Annotated in this window: 23 protein-coding genes; 3 read left to right on the top strand and 20 right to left on the bottom strand. The window is 41.0% G+C overall.

The window, feature by feature from the left end; genetic code table 11:
- Positions 1-5: 5 nt before the first annotated feature.
- The 15 genes from KSZ58_RS19920 to KSZ58_RS19850 all read right to left on the bottom strand — a co-directional run bounded on the left by KSZ58_RS19920 (position 6) and on the right by KSZ58_RS19850 (position 12,592).
- Positions 6-398 (bottom strand): FMN-binding protein, encoded by a 393-nt coding sequence (locus KSZ58_RS19920; protein ID WP_009270702.1) that lies wholly within the window; start codon positions 396-398, stop codon positions 6-8.
- Positions 388-879: a flavodoxin domain-containing protein gene (locus KSZ58_RS19915; RefSeq protein WP_009270703.1), complete on the bottom strand. Its 492-nt coding sequence runs from the start codon at positions 877-879 to the stop codon at positions 388-390. Before KSZ58_RS19915 ends, KSZ58_RS19920 begins: the two co-directional genes overlap by 11 nt.
- Positions 880-969: 90 nt before the next feature.
- Entirely contained in the window at positions 970-1,587 is a 618-nt protein-coding gene (locus KSZ58_RS19910; protein ID WP_008817688.1) for a TetR/AcrR family transcriptional regulator, read from the bottom strand.
- Positions 1,571-2,227: a hypothetical protein gene (locus tag KSZ58_RS19905; RefSeq protein WP_008817689.1), complete on the bottom strand. Its 657-nt coding sequence runs from the start codon at positions 2,225-2,227 to the stop codon at positions 1,571-1,573. The genes KSZ58_RS19910 and KSZ58_RS19905 overlap by 17 nt, the downstream gene beginning before the upstream one ends.
- The gene (locus KSZ58_RS19900) at positions 2,215-2,703 is read right to left on the bottom strand and encodes a flavodoxin family protein (protein WP_002609990.1); all 489 of its coding nucleotides are present in this window, start codon (positions 2,701-2,703) and stop codon (positions 2,215-2,217) included. The genes KSZ58_RS19905 and KSZ58_RS19900 overlap by 13 nt, the downstream gene beginning before the upstream one ends.
- A gap of 298 nt (positions 2,704-3,001) precedes the next feature.
- Positions 3,002-3,958 (bottom strand): sodium:calcium antiporter, encoded by a 957-nt coding sequence (locus tag KSZ58_RS19895; RefSeq protein WP_008817690.1) that lies wholly within the window; start codon positions 3,956-3,958, stop codon positions 3,002-3,004.
- A 60-nt stretch (positions 3,959-4,018) separates the two neighbouring features.
- Positions 4,019-5,206 carry a MalY/PatB family protein gene (locus KSZ58_RS19890; RefSeq protein WP_008817691.1) on the bottom strand — a complete coding sequence of 396 codons (1,188 nt, stop codon included), beginning with the start codon at positions 5,204-5,206 and terminating at the stop codon, positions 4,019-4,021.
- Positions 5,207-5,686: 480 nt separating this feature from the next.
- Complete coding sequence (locus tag KSZ58_RS19885; RefSeq protein WP_008817692.1) at positions 5,687-6,385, bottom strand: ABC transporter ATP-binding protein; 699 nt, start codon at positions 6,383-6,385, stop codon at positions 5,687-5,689.
- Positions 6,369-6,737 carry a GntR family transcriptional regulator gene (locus tag KSZ58_RS19880; RefSeq protein WP_002609983.1) on the bottom strand — a complete coding sequence of 123 codons (369 nt, stop codon included), beginning with the start codon at positions 6,735-6,737 and terminating at the stop codon, positions 6,369-6,371. Before KSZ58_RS19880 ends, KSZ58_RS19885 begins: the two co-directional genes overlap by 17 nt.
- 17 nt (positions 6,738-6,754) lie before the next feature.
- Positions 6,755-6,955, bottom strand: coding sequence for a hypothetical protein (locus tag KSZ58_RS19875; RefSeq protein ID WP_009588206.1), 201 nt, complete (start codon positions 6,953-6,955; stop codon positions 6,755-6,757).
- Positions 6,952-7,734 (bottom strand): hypothetical protein, encoded by a 783-nt coding sequence (locus KSZ58_RS19870; protein ID WP_002609979.1) that lies wholly within the window; start codon positions 7,732-7,734, stop codon positions 6,952-6,954. The genes KSZ58_RS19875 and KSZ58_RS19870 overlap by 4 nt, the downstream gene beginning before the upstream one ends.
- A gap of 686 nt (positions 7,735-8,420) precedes the next feature.
- On the bottom strand, positions 8,421-9,026 hold the full coding sequence (locus tag KSZ58_RS19865) for a 4Fe-4S binding protein (RefSeq protein ID WP_008817693.1): 606 nt from the start codon (positions 9,024-9,026) through the stop codon (positions 8,421-8,423).
- Positions 9,027-9,043: 17 nt separating this feature from the next.
- Positions 9,044-10,945 carry a bifunctional diguanylate cyclase/phosphodiesterase gene (locus KSZ58_RS19860; RefSeq protein ID WP_161129406.1) on the bottom strand — a complete coding sequence of 634 codons (1,902 nt, stop codon included), beginning with the start codon at positions 10,943-10,945 and terminating at the stop codon, positions 9,044-9,046.
- Positions 10,946-11,943: 998 nt separating this feature from the next.
- Positions 11,944-12,324 carry a hypothetical protein gene (locus KSZ58_RS19855; RefSeq protein WP_008817696.1) on the bottom strand — a complete coding sequence of 127 codons (381 nt, stop codon included), beginning with the start codon at positions 12,322-12,324 and terminating at the stop codon, positions 11,944-11,946.
- Positions 12,325-12,349: 25 nt separating this feature from the next.
- Positions 12,350-12,592: a hypothetical protein gene (locus tag KSZ58_RS19850; protein ID WP_008817697.1), complete on the bottom strand. Its 243-nt coding sequence runs from the start codon at positions 12,590-12,592 to the stop codon at positions 12,350-12,352.
- Between the two features lie 293 nt (positions 12,593-12,885).
- Between KSZ58_RS19850 and KSZ58_RS19845 the strand changes: the two genes are divergently transcribed.
- The 3 genes from KSZ58_RS19845 (at position 12,886) to KSZ58_RS19835 (ending at position 14,224) form a co-directional block, all read left to right on the top strand.
- Positions 12,886-13,056: a hypothetical protein gene (locus tag KSZ58_RS19845; protein ID WP_008817698.1), complete on the top strand. Its 171-nt coding sequence runs from the start codon at positions 12,886-12,888 to the stop codon at positions 13,054-13,056.
- Positions 13,057-13,062: 6 nt separating this feature from the next.
- On the top strand, positions 13,063-13,566 hold the full coding sequence (locus KSZ58_RS19840) for a hypothetical protein (protein WP_008817699.1): 504 nt from the start codon (positions 13,063-13,065) through the stop codon (positions 13,564-13,566).
- Positions 13,567-13,843: 277 nt separating this feature from the next.
- Positions 13,844-14,224: a hypothetical protein gene (locus KSZ58_RS19835; RefSeq protein ID WP_009270708.1), complete on the top strand. Its 381-nt coding sequence runs from the start codon at positions 13,844-13,846 to the stop codon at positions 14,222-14,224.
- A 153-nt stretch (positions 14,225-14,377) separates the two neighbouring features.
- On the opposite strand, the gene KSZ58_RS22960 is transcribed toward KSZ58_RS19835, so the two are convergent.
- The 5 genes from KSZ58_RS22960 to KSZ58_RS19815 all read right to left on the bottom strand — a co-directional run.
- Entirely contained in the window at positions 14,378-14,602 is a 225-nt protein-coding gene (locus tag KSZ58_RS22960; protein WP_009270709.1) for a hypothetical protein, read from the bottom strand.
- Between the two features lie 1,070 nt (positions 14,603-15,672).
- The gene (locus KSZ58_RS19830) at positions 15,673-16,194 is read right to left on the bottom strand and encodes a hypothetical protein (protein ID WP_224727417.1); all 522 of its coding nucleotides are present in this window, start codon (positions 16,192-16,194) and stop codon (positions 15,673-15,675) included.
- On the bottom strand, positions 16,187-16,900 hold the full coding sequence (locus KSZ58_RS19825) for a DUF3800 domain-containing protein (RefSeq protein ID WP_008818040.1): 714 nt from the start codon (positions 16,898-16,900) through the stop codon (positions 16,187-16,189). The genes KSZ58_RS19830 and KSZ58_RS19825 overlap by 8 nt, the downstream gene beginning before the upstream one ends.
- A 203-nt stretch (positions 16,901-17,103) precedes the next feature.
- A complete protein-coding gene (locus KSZ58_RS19820; RefSeq protein WP_009270710.1) occupies positions 17,104-18,024 on the bottom strand; it encodes an N-acetylmuramoyl-L-alanine amidase in 921 nt (306 codons plus the stop codon).
- The coding region (locus tag KSZ58_RS19815) for a phage holin family protein (protein ID WP_217752883.1) at positions 18,024-18,361 on the bottom strand (338 nt) is incomplete at its 5' end. The genes KSZ58_RS19815 and KSZ58_RS19820, both read right to left, overlap by 1 nt.

The following is an 18,361-nucleotide window of genomic DNA, read 5'->3' as shown; positions in this document are numbered from 1 at the left end:
CTGCTTTACTGCGGCAGAGCCGCCTTTTTCAGTGCATTCTGTGCCGCCATGCGAATTGCTCTGCTGGATATGGTGGCAGAGGAAACATCATCGACAACCGTACTGTTTTGCTTTTGAATATCTTCAAGAATACGCTCAGCATCTTTCCCCATACCGTTATCGTGCTGAAGCAGTTCAATTCTCTGTATGGCAGCATTCTGAATCCGCAGCCGCAGCCGTACCTGCACCAGACCAGTCTGACATTCTCCCTCATAGCTGCCATCCTGCAGACGGTTCATATCCACGGCTTCAAATGCGAGCGCATCACTTTGCTGCTTCGTCTGATAGAACTGATAAGCAATCCCTCCCGCGCCAAGAAGAATCAGTACCACCAGAGCCTTGATGAGCTTACGCTTCATGAGTCTGCCCTGCAATGACACTGTCAATCGTATCCCAGCGCAGGCGGTCTACAAGTACAGCGTCTTTATCCTCATACAGATGTTCCTGCTTATTCACCATGCGGATGATTTTTCTTTCCAGAAAGCCCAGCTTCTGAAAGTCCAGTCTGCCGCCGATATTCACAGAAAAGGCAAGCTGCCGATAACATGCTTCTCCCAGATTTTCTGTGATGATTTTTTCCGGTGCAGCATCGCTCATACCGCACAGCAGCATACCGACGCTTTTCCCTGCCAGCTCCTTCGTATTTGCACGAATGCAGGCAAGCAGCTGCTTTGCCAGCCTGCCGGCATAAATGCTTCCAACACATACAATGCGCTCATAGCCTTCCCACGACAGTGCAGGGTCTGCTTCCTGTAAATCTGCGCAAAGCTTTTGCTGCAGATACGCTGCCACCTCTTTCCCGGTGCCATGCTTACTTTTATAAATAATCAGTGTTTTCATTTGTTCTCCATTCCCCTGCTTTCTGCAGGCTGCCTCATAGATCGTGATACTGTCTCTGTCATATGCCTGCGTTTCTGACTGCTCTGCTTCCTATGCTGTTTCATGCGGTCGCAGAGATGCCATGATCAAATCCAGCACTTCCTCAATGACCTTATCCCGGTATGCAGGCACCGGCTGTTCTATGAGGATACGCTCCAAAAGACCGTATACACAGCACCAGATGCCTTGTGCGCGAAGCTCTACCTGCTCCACACTGAACTCTCCGCATGCTATGCCTTCCTCCAGACAGGTGCACAGCATAGCAATACTTTTTCGATGCTGGCGCAGATTTTCCTGCAAAATTGCAGTCTGCTTTTGTACGGAAGGAAGCTTGCTCTGCATGACGACCTGATAAAGCAGCGGATCCTCCAGCATCCCTCTAACATAACCAAACAACGTGGCTCGCAGTTGGGCAGCGGGAGATTTTTCAGATGCCATGGTCTGCTGTATGATGCACAGGATATGTTGATATCCCTCCTGTACGACCGCAAGCATCAGCTCCTCCTTCCCGGAAAAATAATGATAAATAATACCGGGTGTCTGCTGTATCATCGCCGCTATTTTACGAATGCTTAAAGCCTCCATTCCCTGCGTTTCCATGATTTCTCTGGCTGCACGCATGATAAGCGCCCTGCGTGATGCTATCTGTTCCTCATCCTTTACGCGCATGCTTCTCCTCCTTTGCATAAAAGCAGATATGGCGGTCTGCTTTGATTTTCTTTTGCTGCTTGTGAATCGTATGATTCATTTTCAAACACATCAGACGGGCTACAAAGCCTGGGATTTTCATTTCCGCCTGCTTTGAAAGCAAGCTGTCAACTTTCGTTTTATGCTGTATACAGGCAATCAGCTTCTGCAGGCAATGCTCCACCGGTACCGCATTGGGAAGACGCTTCAATGTAACACCGTCAATGATTGCCCCTCCCCCGATAACCAAGCCGCCCATCCAGCGCAGCTGCATCGCCTTTGCAAACAGCTCGATATTGCCGATACAGCAGTGATGCGTATGAGTGTATGGCATTCCACCCTGTGCGATTGCATATACATATTTGTTTCTCGACAGCTCTGCCTGATGCAGCTTAGCCAGTACCTCTACTGCATCCCCCGGGATAGCGTTCACATAACAGGGAGTGATAAAAATCCATGTATCTGCCAGCCCTGCAGCTTCCAGAAAGCTGTCCCATGCAGCCTCGATATCCAGACAGCTCCACAGCTGCGTCTGCTCACCGAGCTGTTCCTGCATAAGTCTTCCCAACAGGGCACTGGTTCCAAGCCTGCGCGGACTCAGATTCAAAATCAGTATGGACATAGTGCTGCCTCCTCACCAATATACTGTACACGCATGAGCGTACCCCCGGTAATACCATGGATCTCCTCCAGCCATTCCTCAAACAATGCCAGCTCCTGTGGCGTCGCCTCTCCGTAAAGAAGAAATTCGATTTCACGCAGCGGTATTTTCCATCCCTTCTTGGTCAGCTCCCTGTTTTTTACGGTATATTCCGGATAGCCAAGCACCGCCATACGATCCAAAATGCGCTTGCACTTCGGACTGCAGCACCCAAAGCTCTGCCGGCATATGAAGACCAGCTTTTCACATTGCGCGATTTTGGGATACAGCATCTGCATATCATCCGCAACTGCACATTCACCACCATGATGTATGCGACGTTCACAGGCTCCACATCCCATACAGCCCTGCAGCTTCAACTCTCTGACATCCACTGTCTCCATCCCCAATTCATCGCAAAACGCATATTCCGTATCATTCAATCGTAATGTTCTCACAGTCATCACCTCTTAATAAATTAAACACTGTTTAATTTATGTTTATCTTATCGTATCCCGGTCATTCTGTCAAGATGGTTTCAGTAGATTAACAAAGCCATTGTCTGTCATTCCTATCCACCACGATCTGCATAACCGTACAAAAAATGAATGTATAAATGCATATTCGAAAAACAGGCAGGATGATAAATATACAGAAAAAAAGATCAGGTACATGATAAAGACGAACCTGATCCTCCTGATTATTCTATTTTCAAAGCATAAAAAACATAGAAACAGCCATACCCTCCGCTATTTATTACATGGACAGTAAAATGCTTGTGACATAAGAGCCGAGTATCGCCACACTCGCCAACAGAACCAGGGCGCGATGCTTCTTTCCATATATAACCACCAGTGTACAGACCATGGAAAACGCACCAAAGCCGAGCAGATTCATTACCTGCGGTTCATTGACATAAATGCTTCCCTGCGTAAAGAGAACATCCGCAAAGCAGAGTATGATAAAATTGAACAGGTTACTGCCGACGATATTACCGAAGGATGCATTGAAATTTCCAATCCGTACCAGATTGACAGAAGCACTCAGCTCCGGCAGTGAGGTAGCCACTCCCAGGAAGATTGCCCCGGCAACCGTAGCCCCCAGCTGCAGCTCCTCCGCAAGGCGGTCCGTTACCGTTGTCAGCAGGATACTTACGATAACAAGTCCCACACTGTAACAGATAAACCGAACAGCAATCTGCCTTACACTCAGCGAGATATACACTTCCTCCTCCACATCACCGCTGTCATCATTCCCCATGAATTTCACATTTACCGCATACACAAGCAGAATGAGAACGGACATCAGGTTAACCTTCAGAAAACTGAACCCAACCTCCTTCGGCATCATGATGGCCGCAAATACAAGGGCATACATGACCAGACCGAACCACAGCGTCTTGCTGTGTGATTTTGACAGTGTGGCTCTTTGATAACGGCGGGATGTAAACAGCATCAGTCCTCCAATGACACAGAGATTGAAGATATTGCTACCCAGCACATTTCCCTGTACCAGATCCGGCTGATCCAGTGCCAGAACCGCAGTCAGAGATGTAAATAATTCAGGCAGAGAGGTCACAGCCGCAAGCATGACACCTCCTATAAACGCACCGGACAGATTTGTTTTCTTATCCAGACAATCAACGTAATACGACAGACGTACAGACAAAAACACCACCAGTGCCGCCAATACGATATATTCAAGATACAGCATACCATTTTCCTTTCCTTTTCCAGCAGCCTCTTTCGAAGAAAGCAGCTGCTCTTTTTCATTTTATTCTATAGCTTCCCCCGACACCGCTTTGACAAACCGGCGCATGCATTCTTCAATCAGAGAACGCGGTGCAGCCATATTGATACGCTCAAAGCCCTTTCCCTGTGCACCGAACAGATAGCCTTCATCCAAAATCAGAGACTGCTGTCGCATCCGCTTCTCGAGCTGCCTCTCGTCAGGACAGTACGCACGGACATCCACCCACAACAGATAGGTTCCTTCGCAGGGGGAAACAACAGCCTGCGGAAGCTCTTTTTCCAGATAGTCACATGCATAGCGAATATTCTGATCGATATAGGAATTCACCTGATTCAACCAGTCTTCACTTTCATTATATGCCGCCTTCGTTGCCGCTAATGCAAAGGAATTGCAGCTGTTCAAAGACAGTCGGTTTCCGACAAACTCCTTCCAGCGCTGCTGATATTCCGGCTTTGTGATGATGATATTACTGTTTTGCAGACCTGCCAGATTAAAGCTTTTGCTGGGCGCTGTACAGACGATGATTTCATCCTTATATTCCGGAACCAGCGTATGTAACGGGATATGATGAATTCCCTCCCGTATCAGATCACAGTGAATTTCATCACTGATGATCCATTTTCCATAGATATGCGCAAGATCAGCCACCTGCTGCAGCTCTTCTTTTGACCATACCCGGCCTACCGGATTATGCGGAGAACACAAAATCATTCCCTTTACCTCATCCGCAGCCAGCTTTTCCTCTAAATCCGCAAAGTCAATCGTGTAGACTCCATCCGTAATGCACAGGGGACTTTCCACAACACAGCGCCTGGTTGCCAGAATCTTATTGCGAAACGGATAATATACCGGCGGCTGAATCAGTATGCTGTCACCCTCCTCACTCAGAATTTCCAAAAGATAGGCGATAGCTGGAACGACTCCCCCTGCATAAAAGATGGAATCTGCCGCAATCGTCCATTGAAAGCGACGCTGAAACCATCCAGTTACACTGTTTCTGTATGCATCATCAAAGCCGCAGGAGTATCCGTAAATCTGCTCCTCCACACGACGGTGCAGGGCCTCCTGTATCTCTGTGCTGCAGGGAAAATCCATGTCCGCCACCCATAGAGGCAGCACCGTCTGTTCATCACTGCAAGCAAAGGGCTTATCCCATTTGATACATCCGGTTCCCGTTCTCGACAGAACCGTATCAAAATCATATTTCATATGTACCTCCCAAACAAGATCAATTCATGTACTCATATACTGCATTATTATATCGTGTTTAAAAGCCCTTGAACAGAGAAAATACTGTGGATTTTCCCACTTTTTCGAAGCTGTGTCTGCAATGCTGTGCAAACAATCGCATACTGAAGGATGTTTTGAAGTTTTATAATTGCATGATGCCTTCATCGTACCCTCTTCTTCATATACAGCAATGCAGGACAATCGCATAATGTGCTAAGCTTTTTGCCTGTGTATACTGCTTGTACGAGCCATGGTCCAATAACCTACCGTGCCTTCCATGTGATACACAACCGTATATGCCCGATAATGCATACGGGCATAGTCACCGCTTCAGACATAGCTGCTGTACACATTATATACAGGCAGTTCGCAAAATAAAAAAAGATTCCCATTTCACTGAACGAAAAGCGCAGATGGAAATCTCCTTGATACCTGTATGGTTGAAAAGCAAGCAACTATTTAGTAACGGAATTCTTCACGGAACAGTTCATCAATGGATTTTCCTGTTTCCTGACGCACATCCTCGACTTCACTGTTCAAGACAATCTGTCCGTTTTTGATGAAGACAACTGTACTGAAGATACGTTCGATATCCGCAATCAGATGCGTTGCAATAAGAATCGTCTGCTCCGGAGAATAATTTTCCAGAATTGTATCCAGAATCACTTCCCTTGCGGCCGGATCGACACCGCCAATCGGCTCATCCAGTACGATGATTTTTGCCTTGCGACTCATTACCAGAGCCAGCTGAAACTTTTCCTTTGTCCCCTTAGACATCGTCTTGATGCGCATTCCATCATCAATTTGAAAACGCCGCATAATCGTCAGGCATTTATCCAGATCAAAATCCGCATACATATCGACAAAAATAGCCAGTGCATCCTTCACCTTCATCCAGTCTGAGAAATACGGCTCATCCGGCAGATAGGACACCATCGCCTTCGTCTCTGCCCCGATGCATGTTCCATCGATTTTTACGACACCGTCATAATCCTTCAGCAGTCCGGTCATAACCTTTAAAAGCGTTGTCTTTCCACTTCCGTTAGGACCGAGCAGACCGATGATCTGCCCTCCCTCAAAAACCATATCCACATTATGCAGGGCCTGCTTTTTCCCATAGGCTTTGCTAAGCCCGCTTATTTCAATCAGCTTTTCCATTGTGCAACCTCTCTTCCACTGTGGCGATGATGGCTTCATCATCACATCCGTATTGACGGATTTCTTCAATAAACATATCTGTTTTTCTACAGATTACATCTTCCTTTAATTTCCGTATCATTTCTGTATCGTTGCAGATAAATCTGCCACTCGTGCGTTCACTCGCCACTAGACCGCTGCGCTCCAGTTCACTCAGCGCACGCTGTACCGTATTCGGATTGACACCAAATTCCACAGCCAGTTCACGGACAGAAGGAATTTTCTGAGAAGGCTGATATACATCTGTAACGATCCATCGCTTTATTTCATCCATAATCTGCAGATAGATCGGCATCTTGGAATCAAAATTCATGCAGGTTCACTTCCTTCCTAATACTCTCCGTTTTTCATTCGTTTCACTGTTTGCAGTACTGCTATGATGATAATTCCCAGCAGCAGTGCTCCTACGATATAGATTGGCCATCCGATTCTGAAATAATCCAGCAGCAGATATCCGGTAAATACATACCAGAACGAGAATAGCAGAATAATCAGTATGATCAGTGCTCTCTCCTTCAGGTCATTCATCATTCTATTTCCAGTTTATGATCCAGGATATATTTGCTTCCGAAGAAGAACAGGCTGAGAAGCAGCAGGGATTTCACAATCATGATGCCCACACCTGCCATGAACTGGTATTCCACCTGCATTCCCATAAACATCCCCATGATCGTGCCGGCAAAATCATCGGAGGCAAGATGAAACGGAGCAAGTAATATCCGATCAAACACAAAGCTGAGTATCCAGGATATCAGAATATAAAGCAGAATGGCAACTGCCGTGCGATATCGCGGTACATAGGTGGTATGTGTTATATTCATAACCAGATAGACCAAGGCCACGGATTCTGCCGTACCGACAATCATATAGAACAGATACAGCAGAGAATCCACTGCAATCACTGTGCTGAAGAATTGCTGCAGCGTCTCTGTAATTGCTGAAAAATCAAAGCCGCTGACACGCAGACCGATAATCAGCATCGACAGAAACAGGACAAACACGGAAACAATGATCCAGAACACCGCACTCAGAATTTTTGTCAACAGCAGCTGTGTGCTTGTGACAGGCAGGGTATGCGTCAGATACGAATTCCTGGAGAACATCGAATTGCTGTAATTCTTAATAATGACGACAACACACATGATGAACATAACCACACTCATGATAATATAGACAATTGCTGCAATGTTGGTTATCATTCCCTCATTCCTAGGATTCATCAGAAGTGCCGCCACCATGACGATGGCATATAAAACAAGAAAGCTTCGATATGAGCATTTCAGCTCATGCTTGCATAATTTCCAGAACATATAATTCCTCCCTCGTAAATGGTTTGTGTATCACTGTATTAACTACCTAATACAATAGTACAGTATCGAGAAAGAATTGTCAAGCAATACATAAAAATATTTATCGAAATTAAGGTCGCCAGCAATCATTCCCCATATAAATAAGTCCTATCCTGCTGTATGCTTCTTTCATCATGGCTATTTATAGGACAACCGATTCAGGGCAGTCAGACAGGGATACACATTTGGATAGTCTGCAAATATAAAAAGATCAGGTGCATTATTTTCTACAAGCCCGTACACTTGATTCTTTTCCCTCTGCTAATACTGCAGCTTACCGTTCTCGATCCGGATAGCTCTGAACGATTCCTATTTTTTATAAAAGGCGAACGACAGGTGAATCCCCCTGCAAACGAAAAAAGTCATCCTTTCGGATGACTGCCGCTTCCTTTGCCTAGGTATCTCTTTCTATTTGAAATAACAGCGGCGATAGTAATATCATAGCACATTATCACACAGATGTCACATATATCAGGAAAAAACCTGATTTTTTTAAGAATAATCTGCTGTTATCCGTGCTTAATGAATGAGAACAGCAGTAAAAGATGAAACCGCTTCATTGCTGCATGACAACTACATTTTTCTTAACCCTGATTCTCATGCAAATTCACACATTTTTCTCATTGCAACAGAAACAGGAGTTGCCTTTATCTTCTGATGATCGCATGAACTGGACAAACCTCTGCGCACAGACCGCAATGCAGGCAATTGTTCTGCCGGATATAGCAGGGTTCCCCACACACAATGCACTGCTGCGGACAATGACGAATACAGCTTCCGCATTGGATACAGCTCTCCTGTATCATAAACCCCTTTTTCGGCATCGATGCTTCACCGATTGTAAAATATCGGCGTTCGATCGGCTGTCTTCCAAGATCAAAGAATTCAAGCTGTGCATCACAAACCACAAAGGCATCCAGTATGCTGAACGAATTACCGGGATAGACGTCCTTCATAGACGGGTTTTCATCAAAAATACGATGAATCCAATACTCCTGCTGTGACAGACGAATCGAGCGCCCCTGCAGGCGCACCATCTGATACGCGCTGTTCATTCCGGTAATCGCGATTTGCGGATGCTGAAGCATCTGCCTGTGAAAATCCTTCCCTCTTGAAGTACAGAAATACAGCTTATCACCCTCTACAAGCATAACATCAATGATTCTGACCTGCGGATTCCCCTGTTCATCAACGCTCGCAAAGGAAACATCCTTTATCTCACGCAGAATTTGCAAACAATCCCCAGCCTGCATAGGCATTCCTCCTGTCTTCAAACCGGACATACCGTTACCGCTTCTTGTGCGCAAAGAGGAAACAACTGCAACAGCAGCTTTTCATATTCCTTTTGCGGCATTGGCTTATAGTAAACATAGCCCTGAATATAATCACAGCGCATATGCTTTAGAATTTCAATCTGTTCCCTGGTTTCAATCCCCTCTGCCACTGTTTTCACACCAAACTGCCGTACAAGCTGAATGATGCTTTCAACCAGCAGCCGATCCTTTTCCTCTGTCTCCAGATTATGGAAAAACAGCGCATCAATTTTCAATACATCCACATTCAGATTTTTAAACATTCCCAGAGAAGAATAGCCCTTCCCGAAATCATCAATGGAGCATGCAAAGCCACAGGAATGCAGCTGATCCACAATGGAGGTCAGTCTCTCCCAGTTGTCAAACATGACGGATTCTGTAAATTCAATTTCCAGCAGGCCGTCCGGAATGGCATAGCGCTTTTTTATGCCTGCATAGGTCTCTACAAAATCCATATTGCAGAACTGCAGACGTGAAACATTGATAGATACGGGAAGCACCGGCTTACCCTCATCCAGAAGATTTCGCAACCACACACATACGGATTCGAATACATATTGATCCAGCTGCGGGATGGTACGATTTTTTTCAAAGACAGGGATAAACTGATCCGGCATCCGCAACGTGCCCTTTTGCGTACGCCAGCGCACCAGTGCTTCCGAGCCTGCAATCTCTGCGGTTCGCATACAAACCTTCGGCTGGTAAAACACTTCAAACTGGCGACTACTCAAAGCTTCCTCCATACCGCTTTCTATCGACTTTTCTTCCAGTAAATGCTGCCGGATGCTTTCATCATAAAAGCAGTAATTGTTTAATTCATGTCCGTTTTTCACCATTTTTCTCGCAAAATTGGCACGGTTCAGCAATTCATTCAGATTCAGCTTTTCATCGACATCCTCCAGACAGCAGATACCGCAGCAAATACTGAGCGCCTGTCTGTCAAGATGAGAGCGCATATAGTCACGAATAGCAGCATCCACGGCAGACTGCCGTTTTGTCAGCTCAGCTCTGCTGTTATAATGACGGAGAATGATAAAATTATCCGCATTGATGCGTCCTACCAGTTCATCATGCTCCTTATCCTTTATCAGCAGCGCCGCATAGTGCTTCAACAGATTGTCTCCGTTCGCATAACCGAAAACATCATTGATATATTTGAAATCCGAAAAATCCACATAGAACAGTGCGTATTTAAACTTCGTATTGCTTTTCATAAGCTGTTCTGCGCTTGTGATGAAATACTCAAGTGTATAGGCTTTGGTTAGGGTGTCTCTTCCCGCCGTATCCTTCAGCTGTCTGTTTGTGGTTTCCAAACGGAGTATTTTACGAATATTTGTTATAAAAATAAAAACCCATAAAGCGAGCACACTCAAAAACATGATTATATCCAGCAGCATCAGGCGCTTTGCATGCTGCTCGGTAAAGGATTCTGCAGCGCAGACCATATCATTGGTTGTCTGAAAGAAATCCTCACTGTCCTGTAGCAGCTGATGCTTCACGTTTTGATCATTCCTGCTTGTTCTGACAGCATAGATTTGCTGTTTCAGCTGTTCCCACGCTTCCTTTGTTTGATGCAGCTCGTCAAGATAGTCAGCATCGTCCGGCAAAGGCAGGTCATAAGCACCGCGTCCGGTACAAAGGCTGTTCACAATATCATCAATGTACACTATCAAGTCATCCCCATGAATATCATTAAGCTCCATTTTCACGAGTTTCTGAGAAGCTCCGCGCACGATTCCGGTATAATTGATCAGGCGTCCATGTCGCTGGACACGATATATGGAATTGATGGTGACTCCGCCAAGTAGTATGAGACATAAAAAAATTCCGAGCAGAGAAAACAACCAGCCTTTTTTCATAAGGTACCTTCTTTCATGTAGTTCAACAGCTGCAGGAATGAAGGTAGAGCTATGCCGCTGCTTCGTATCATGACAGAATACATCATAATCGAAACGGGCTGATTGCAAACCTGCATATGTAATTTATAACACCATTATATACGCTTTCTGCATGTTAATCAATGTAAGAGCTACCATTCTATGAAAGGGACTGTGTAAGAAAAGTGTACACCTTTCACATATGGATCGTTTTTCATGGTCGCTGTCTATGGTAATTTTACCGCACAGCTTCTCACGCAGGCTACAACCTCCTCTGTTACCCATATATCGTTAAGCTATCGCGTATAAAACGCCTCGCCCCGCAATATTTGCCCTTCATGAGGAATCCCCTGACGAAAACCGGAAGGTGAACGGATAACATCCCAGCTCCTCCGCCGCTGAATAAGAGCAGCCTATTCGAATCAAGGCACCTTCCCCGCAGAGCATAGAAAAAACCACTCATTTCTGAGTGGTTACATTTCGTCAAATGGTGGTCCCGGTCGGAATCGTACAACTTTTAACCATTCATACGTATTCATATACGATAAATAGCTGTCATACGCTATCATCCATTGCATATAGAACACACTTTTTTAAATTTTTTCGTCATTTTTTCGTCATAAGAAGCGTTCCATGCTAACCTTATCCCATTCACCATGCTTGGCAAATGGGATTAACTGCGAACGAAATTCATCCGTAGTTGATGACTAATAAGGGTTTTCCCATTCAACATGAATGAAGAATGGAAATATCGCTCCGGTACCAAGGGACTTTAAGTCGTCCAGTAAAAAACGCCATCCGAATTTCGTACAGCGTTCTGAACTATGTCTGTTTTCCAGTTGCAGTTAATTTGTTGCTGTCGCTCTAATACAGCCGACGAATTTCATCGCTTGTAAAAGAATACAAGATATCTGGATATCTTTGGATGACTATATATAAAAAACAGGGTGTGAAAACTTTTGCACTTCTGTTTATGATGTTTATTCCTTTATCACCTTTCTAACACTTGATACAGTGCTTGCAGTATTCCTTTCAAAAAGTGTGCATCCCTTACTTTTCATTTCAGATAGCAAATCTTTTATAGGGTATGATGTTTGTTCTATAAAAGGAGGTTTCCCTTGTCTCACTAATTCCAAAGTTTCCTCTGTGGACAAATTAACATCCAAACCTAAGTATTGATATAGTTTGAATTTACTTATTATATAGAGATAGCATTCATTTGTTGGTTTGCTTTTTATCGCTCGTGCAAAATCTCCAAAATGGCCTGCTCTGATACAAATACGAACAGTCTGTGCATCTAAGCCTAATAATTCTCCCGCCGCTTCAACAGACAAAATACATGGGCTTGTTTTCTTTGACATATTAGCTCCTTTTTTTCAATAGATACTATTTATATCTGTCTCTATCAATACCGAATCTTTTACAGAATATATCTGTAGGGACTATCAATTTACCGATATTTGGCATCCGCTTAGGGTCAATAAGTAAATCTCCATTAGCATCTTTTTCATTTAACAAATCATGTATAATCTTATATGCTTGGCTCTTTTTACAGACATCACCTAATACATACATAATACCTTTATAATCTAAAAACGGACATTCTAAAGGACTTCTCTTTTCTTGCATACACTTTACCTCCAACACAATGATACCATATATTTTTTAAAAGCTTAAAGATTTATTTACAGATAACGGTAATATATTATTGCTAATCTATTTACAAAAAATAGTGATGTTATCATGAATAATAAGGTGAAGCTATGTCTCCAATGCATAAATACTGAAATCGTTTTCTTAAGAAACCTTAAATATAGTTGATTTTTTATAGAGATTTGTTAAATTAGTTATATAAAGCAAAGGGGTGGGAACATAGTAATAACATAATTCTAATAGACATAAAAGCGAAGAAAGGAGGTTACATGAGTAAAGACAATAAGATGGCAGTTGTGTGTTTGGTGGGAGCTGCTTTATTAATTATTTTAAATGTTTTATATAGACTATCTTTTGTAAACAACTATGTTGCTTTATTGTTTACAATACTAATTTTCATAATTGTATTTTATATCAATCATAAAATAAAAGGGAGATAAATAAAAATGAAAAAAATCTTTATATCTATGTTGCTGATATTATCTGCAACACCAATTTTTAATGTAAAGGCTGATACCAATTCGACAGAATCTTGTGGTATTGATCAATCTGTAGTTGAAGAAAAATACAAAAATCAAGATAATGAGCTAGTTGAGAAATATGAAGATAATGTTGAAGTAATATATAAATCTGATAATAGCATCGTAATTAGGGACTACGCAAACCAATTTAATGCAGAAACACCTAAATTTCGCTCAGGTGGTCTACTTAAAAAAATCGCTTATTTTATAATTACTGCTGCTGGTCATTGTGGTGGGGTACAATACCTTACAAATAATAAGGTGGATGTATGTAGAATCGCATTAAGAGCTTTGGGAACAACAAAGAAACCTAATGCAAAATATTTATTAACAGGAAAATATATTTCTGGACGTATCCCTGGCTGTGAGCCTATACATTCAGGTCCATGTAATAGAGGTTACTGGGAATACCGGGTTGTAAAACTATAGTGATATGACAGGCGATAATCAAATCGCCTTTTTTAAGTATAACATGCCCCTCACACTTGAAAAGACCACCCATAGGTGGTCAATACCGCAAGTTAGATACTGCCTAGATATCAACCTTAGTGTGTGGTGCGGTATAACTATAAAGACCAATATGCATAATTAAATTTATTATTTTCATAGTAATAAATAAAAATATCTATATAGATAACAGGTTACTATATATTTTTAATGACACATCGCAATCGCCTTTGCATAGTTTATATCGGAGGTGAGTGAAATGACAGGCACATTAACAATTGAAACTATGGAAGCAAACGGTGCTCCTGTTAATCAGGCAGCTATAAGAGTGTATGAGAGAACAGACAGTGCTTCTAAATTTATAATGGGATGTTATACCGATGAAAAGGGGCTAAGTGAACCTATTACTCTCCCTACCCCAGACAGCACACATTCCTTGCATAGCATTCCACAGACATGTCCTTATGCACAATATGATGTACAAGTTATAAAAGATGATTTTGATAAAGAAATAATCAACGGTGTACAGATATTTCCTAACACAAATTCCACTTTGACCGTTATTATGCAATGCTGTAATGGCAGGACACCAAAGACAAACACAATCGATATAGAGCATCACGAATTATATGATAAATGAATTGATACAAACAATGCTACTCTCCAATGTGGAGAGTAGCAAATTGGCTATTCATATACAGACTCTTAAATTACATTTTTACTGATGCAATCACAAATACACAGTTAAAAGCTAAATCAGAGTGAACAAATATACATTAAGTTTTAGTGCAAGTTACCAATTAGATCCGCACCGGGCATTTCTCATGCAGCGTACAAATTGTCGTGCACAGCGATTTTCTCTACAGTGTTGACGCATTGTACTGCGAGCTACTCGTTCTGCTTCGTTCAATGCGTTTGTGCCGAAATCATCATCGCATCTACGGTTTCTATCACACTCGAATCTGTCAAAATCATAATCGTTAAAGTCATAAGCATTACATTCACATCTGTTACACATATATATTTCCTCCTTACGTGTTATTGAGATACATCTGCGTATCTCAATATATGATATGGAGGAATTAGATGCCTAATTAGGCTTATTATAATACTTATTGATAAAAGATTAAACGTTTGATAACCGTTAATAAAAAAACCACCATTAAGGTGGTCAAGTGCCGCAAAATACTGCCTAGGTATCTCTTTCTTTTTAATGGGCGGCAACGTAATCATTATATAGTTTATATGAACATTTGTAAATACGTTATGAATATTTTAGTGTTATTAAGCAAGATAATAAAAAAGTTCGGATAAATCCGAACTTCGCCAAAGATAGTGGCCGCCTTTGTTCAATACCTAGGCAATATTCAACAGGCGAAAATATTCTATCATATATATTTTTAATTTCAAGTATTTTGTTTTTTCTGCACTTTTTTTGTGTTTTAACATATATTATAATGAGTGATAGTTATTACTCACACCTCTAATTCTAAGTATTGAAAAGAGTTACACGTTGACGCTCTTTTCTTTATGCCATACCTACATTTAATCAACATTTCATTTGCTTGCAGATTTAAAAAGCCGGTATACACCGGCCTGACTCTCTGTGGGAAAATATTGGGGTATTTCCGAAAGGGGTAGAGAGCCAATAAAAGTATATTACATATTCACATGTATGTAAACTCTAATTATTTAATTTTTCTTAATTTTAATTCGATAATAAAAAGCCGGCTTATAGCCGGCTTTTGTCCCATTGTCACTGCATAAACTGTATGAAAGAGTGACTACGAAATTATATAGCATTTCTTCAAAAATTGCAAATCATTATCGTAGTAAAACATTGGAAGTTCCATATTTAACAAAAAAGGCTACTCTCTGGTGTGGAGAGTAGTTAAATCTGAAGGTATATAATATCTTAATTCTAATAAAAAATCAACAAAGATTATGTGATTTTGCAAAAATTTATTGATTTTTTTTGATTTTATCTTATAATATGTATGTGGATATAATCCATTTATGCTCATCTACCGTGATGTAGAAGGAGTTTCTGATTACGTCATTTAATTTATTAAATGGCGTTTTTTGTTTTTATATATCGCTATATTCTGCCTTATTATCTTCATATTTTTTAATATAATAGCTCTTTTTATTATAATCAACATAAAAACTTGAAATAATTAAATAATATTCTGTACGTTTCTCTATAACTAATAGAAAATTCTCATTCTCTAAATAAAAATGAATACGATCACTACCTTTATATTTTTCTATCCAAATCAAAATACCAGCACAACTCTCAATATTCACACCACAACACTTGCATCTACCAACATTTTCAATCATTTTCCTTATCCATCTAATTCTTTCGCACCTTTTAAAGTCAGGTTGCCTAAAAGTATTTTTGTCATATTTTCTATGCGTTAAGTGATAGAAACTTTCCTCTCTTTCTTTATACATCGGATGATGCCTAAGTTTAACTGGTTTACCTTTAAGTTGTAATTCGCCATTATTTAGTAAATCCTCCTTATAAATATTATATATCTTTTCAAGATACATTTTATATTGTCCGCCTTCATAAGGCTCTAGTAAATCTGAATAGCATTTAGTCATAAAAATCAGCACTCCAGATAAGATAATTAAATTTAAAGTCCGTATAATAGCTACTTTTCGTTAAAGAATATCCGCTTTTCCCTTTTATTAATTCTATTATTTTTAGTTTGCTTTCGCTATACTTATGCCCCTCTATAAAATTTCTATTTACATACCCAATAGCACCGATTATTATATCGGTTAATTGCATTATTTCTACTTCATTAGAGCGTATTGGTTGTACTTTTGATATCATTTTATGCTGAAAATCACAAAATGTGTTACAGCAAACATCATGTAGTTTGTTTGCTTTTTTATTTGAAAATACATCTTTAATATCTATATAAATATTGTACGTACTCCCTTTCAAAAAAATATTCTTCAACATAGTATAATAAATTTTATAATACCAATCATCATGGGTTTGTGAATATTTTTTATGATTCAGATTAGTTTTATCTGCTATCACTGCTCTAAAATGTAAATCATTATTGCTGAAAAAATATTCAATCAATGCACGATAAACGTTAAAATTACTATTGGATATTTTCACCCATTTAAGTTCACCGTTTTTAGGTAGCCCATATCGTTCTTTTATGCTATAGATATCTTTATTAATTTTTTTTACCATCTTTTTAGGGCAATAAACAGCTCCAATAACCATAACATTACTGTTGTCATGTTCTAAATGACAGCTTTCATCACAATAAACATTATATTCAACCATTTCTTCTCCTCCTTACCTTTTACTGCAAAACAAAATTATTTATTTTGCTTGAAATTATAGAATAATTATACATCACTGTTTATTATAATTCATTTTTTATTATTTGGCATTGTAAATGTAATTTTTTATTTTCATTAAAATGAAAATAATCATCAAAAAAAGTCCCTACCTCTCAGTCAAGAGAAGTAGGGTTATTTCATATATTAGACTTCACGCAGTGGACCAGCATACAACCAGATTTTACGACCTCCGACATTTGCCTGCACTGAATTTGTAGGTTTATCCACCGCAAGCACCTTAAATTTCTTGTCACATTTCCAGTAATCACCTACGCTAAAAACTTGTGACTTTGTTTTCTTACCGTTCTTATCGCATTTGGTAAGTGGTCCCGCCTGAATGGAGTTACCGCCGTTCCCGGTCATCTCCTCGCACCAGATGCTATCCATGTTGGCCAATACCTGGTCTACGCTATGCACTCCTGGAATTGTGAAGTATTCTCCAACATGTAGGATCTGATCAGGCTGTGCTGGTTTCGCAGGCTTGGAAGGTTTCTTATGTTCTGCAGGCTTATTACCTGGCTTCTGCTCTGTGCTATTTGCTTTCAACTGGAAACCTTCTGCAATGCCGTCTACAATGCCCTGTGCGACGGATTCTTTGCTTGCCTGGTATTCGGCCATATCAGCCTTGTTGTCGATAAAGCAGGTCTCTAATAATGCTGAGCTGATGCCTAAACACTTGCATGTATAAATCACCAGCCAGTTTGTCACCTTGACGCCGGAGCCACCACGCTTCACGAAGTGCTTTCCCAAATTGTTCATGATGGACTGTTCTACATCGGTATACTGCTCACTGTCTGTTACAAAGATTTCTGTTCCGTGTCCGGATCCATTAAATGCATTGAAATGTACTTCCAGCACATAATCGTACTTACTGATTTTGAATGTACCGTTCTGTACATCATAGAATGCGCTGCGGTTTACGTTGTACACATCCACAGTTGCATACTTTCTAAGCTTCGGTACAATTAGGTTGACCAGCTCTCTAGTCAAATTTACTTCTTTGTATCCGCAGCCGGAAGCTCCTTGATCGCCTGCACCATGCCCTGCAATAAGCAAAATCTTCATTATTCTTCGTCCTCGCTTTCTTTGTTAATAAGTTTGTCGGCAACAGCTAAGCCGTTGCTCAAAATTTTTGGTACGTTGAATCCAGCTTCAACAAAGTTTTCACAGATGGAACGTGCTTCATTCACAATCAAACTGGCCAGCACGAACCATCCAAGCAGTGTTGTAATCTGCAAGTCTACACCGATTATCTCACCGATTTCGATCAAGCCCGCTGCAACCATAAATGCAAACGTGATCATGATCCAGTATCCAATCTTTTTAAGTACTCCTTGCCAACCCTTTACTGAATTTTCTTTTTTCATGATTCTTGACTTCATCCAACCTGTTACCCAGTCTG

The organism is Erysipelatoclostridium sp. DFI.2.3, from assembly GCF_019132535.1.
Taxonomy (GTDB): Bacteria; Bacillota_I; Bacilli_A; order Erysipelotrichales; family Erysipelotrichaceae; genus Clostridium_AQ; species Clostridium_AQ innocuum.
The sequence above is the reverse complement of the archived record's forward strand: the minus strand, read 5'-3'. Positions and strand labels throughout refer to the sequence as shown.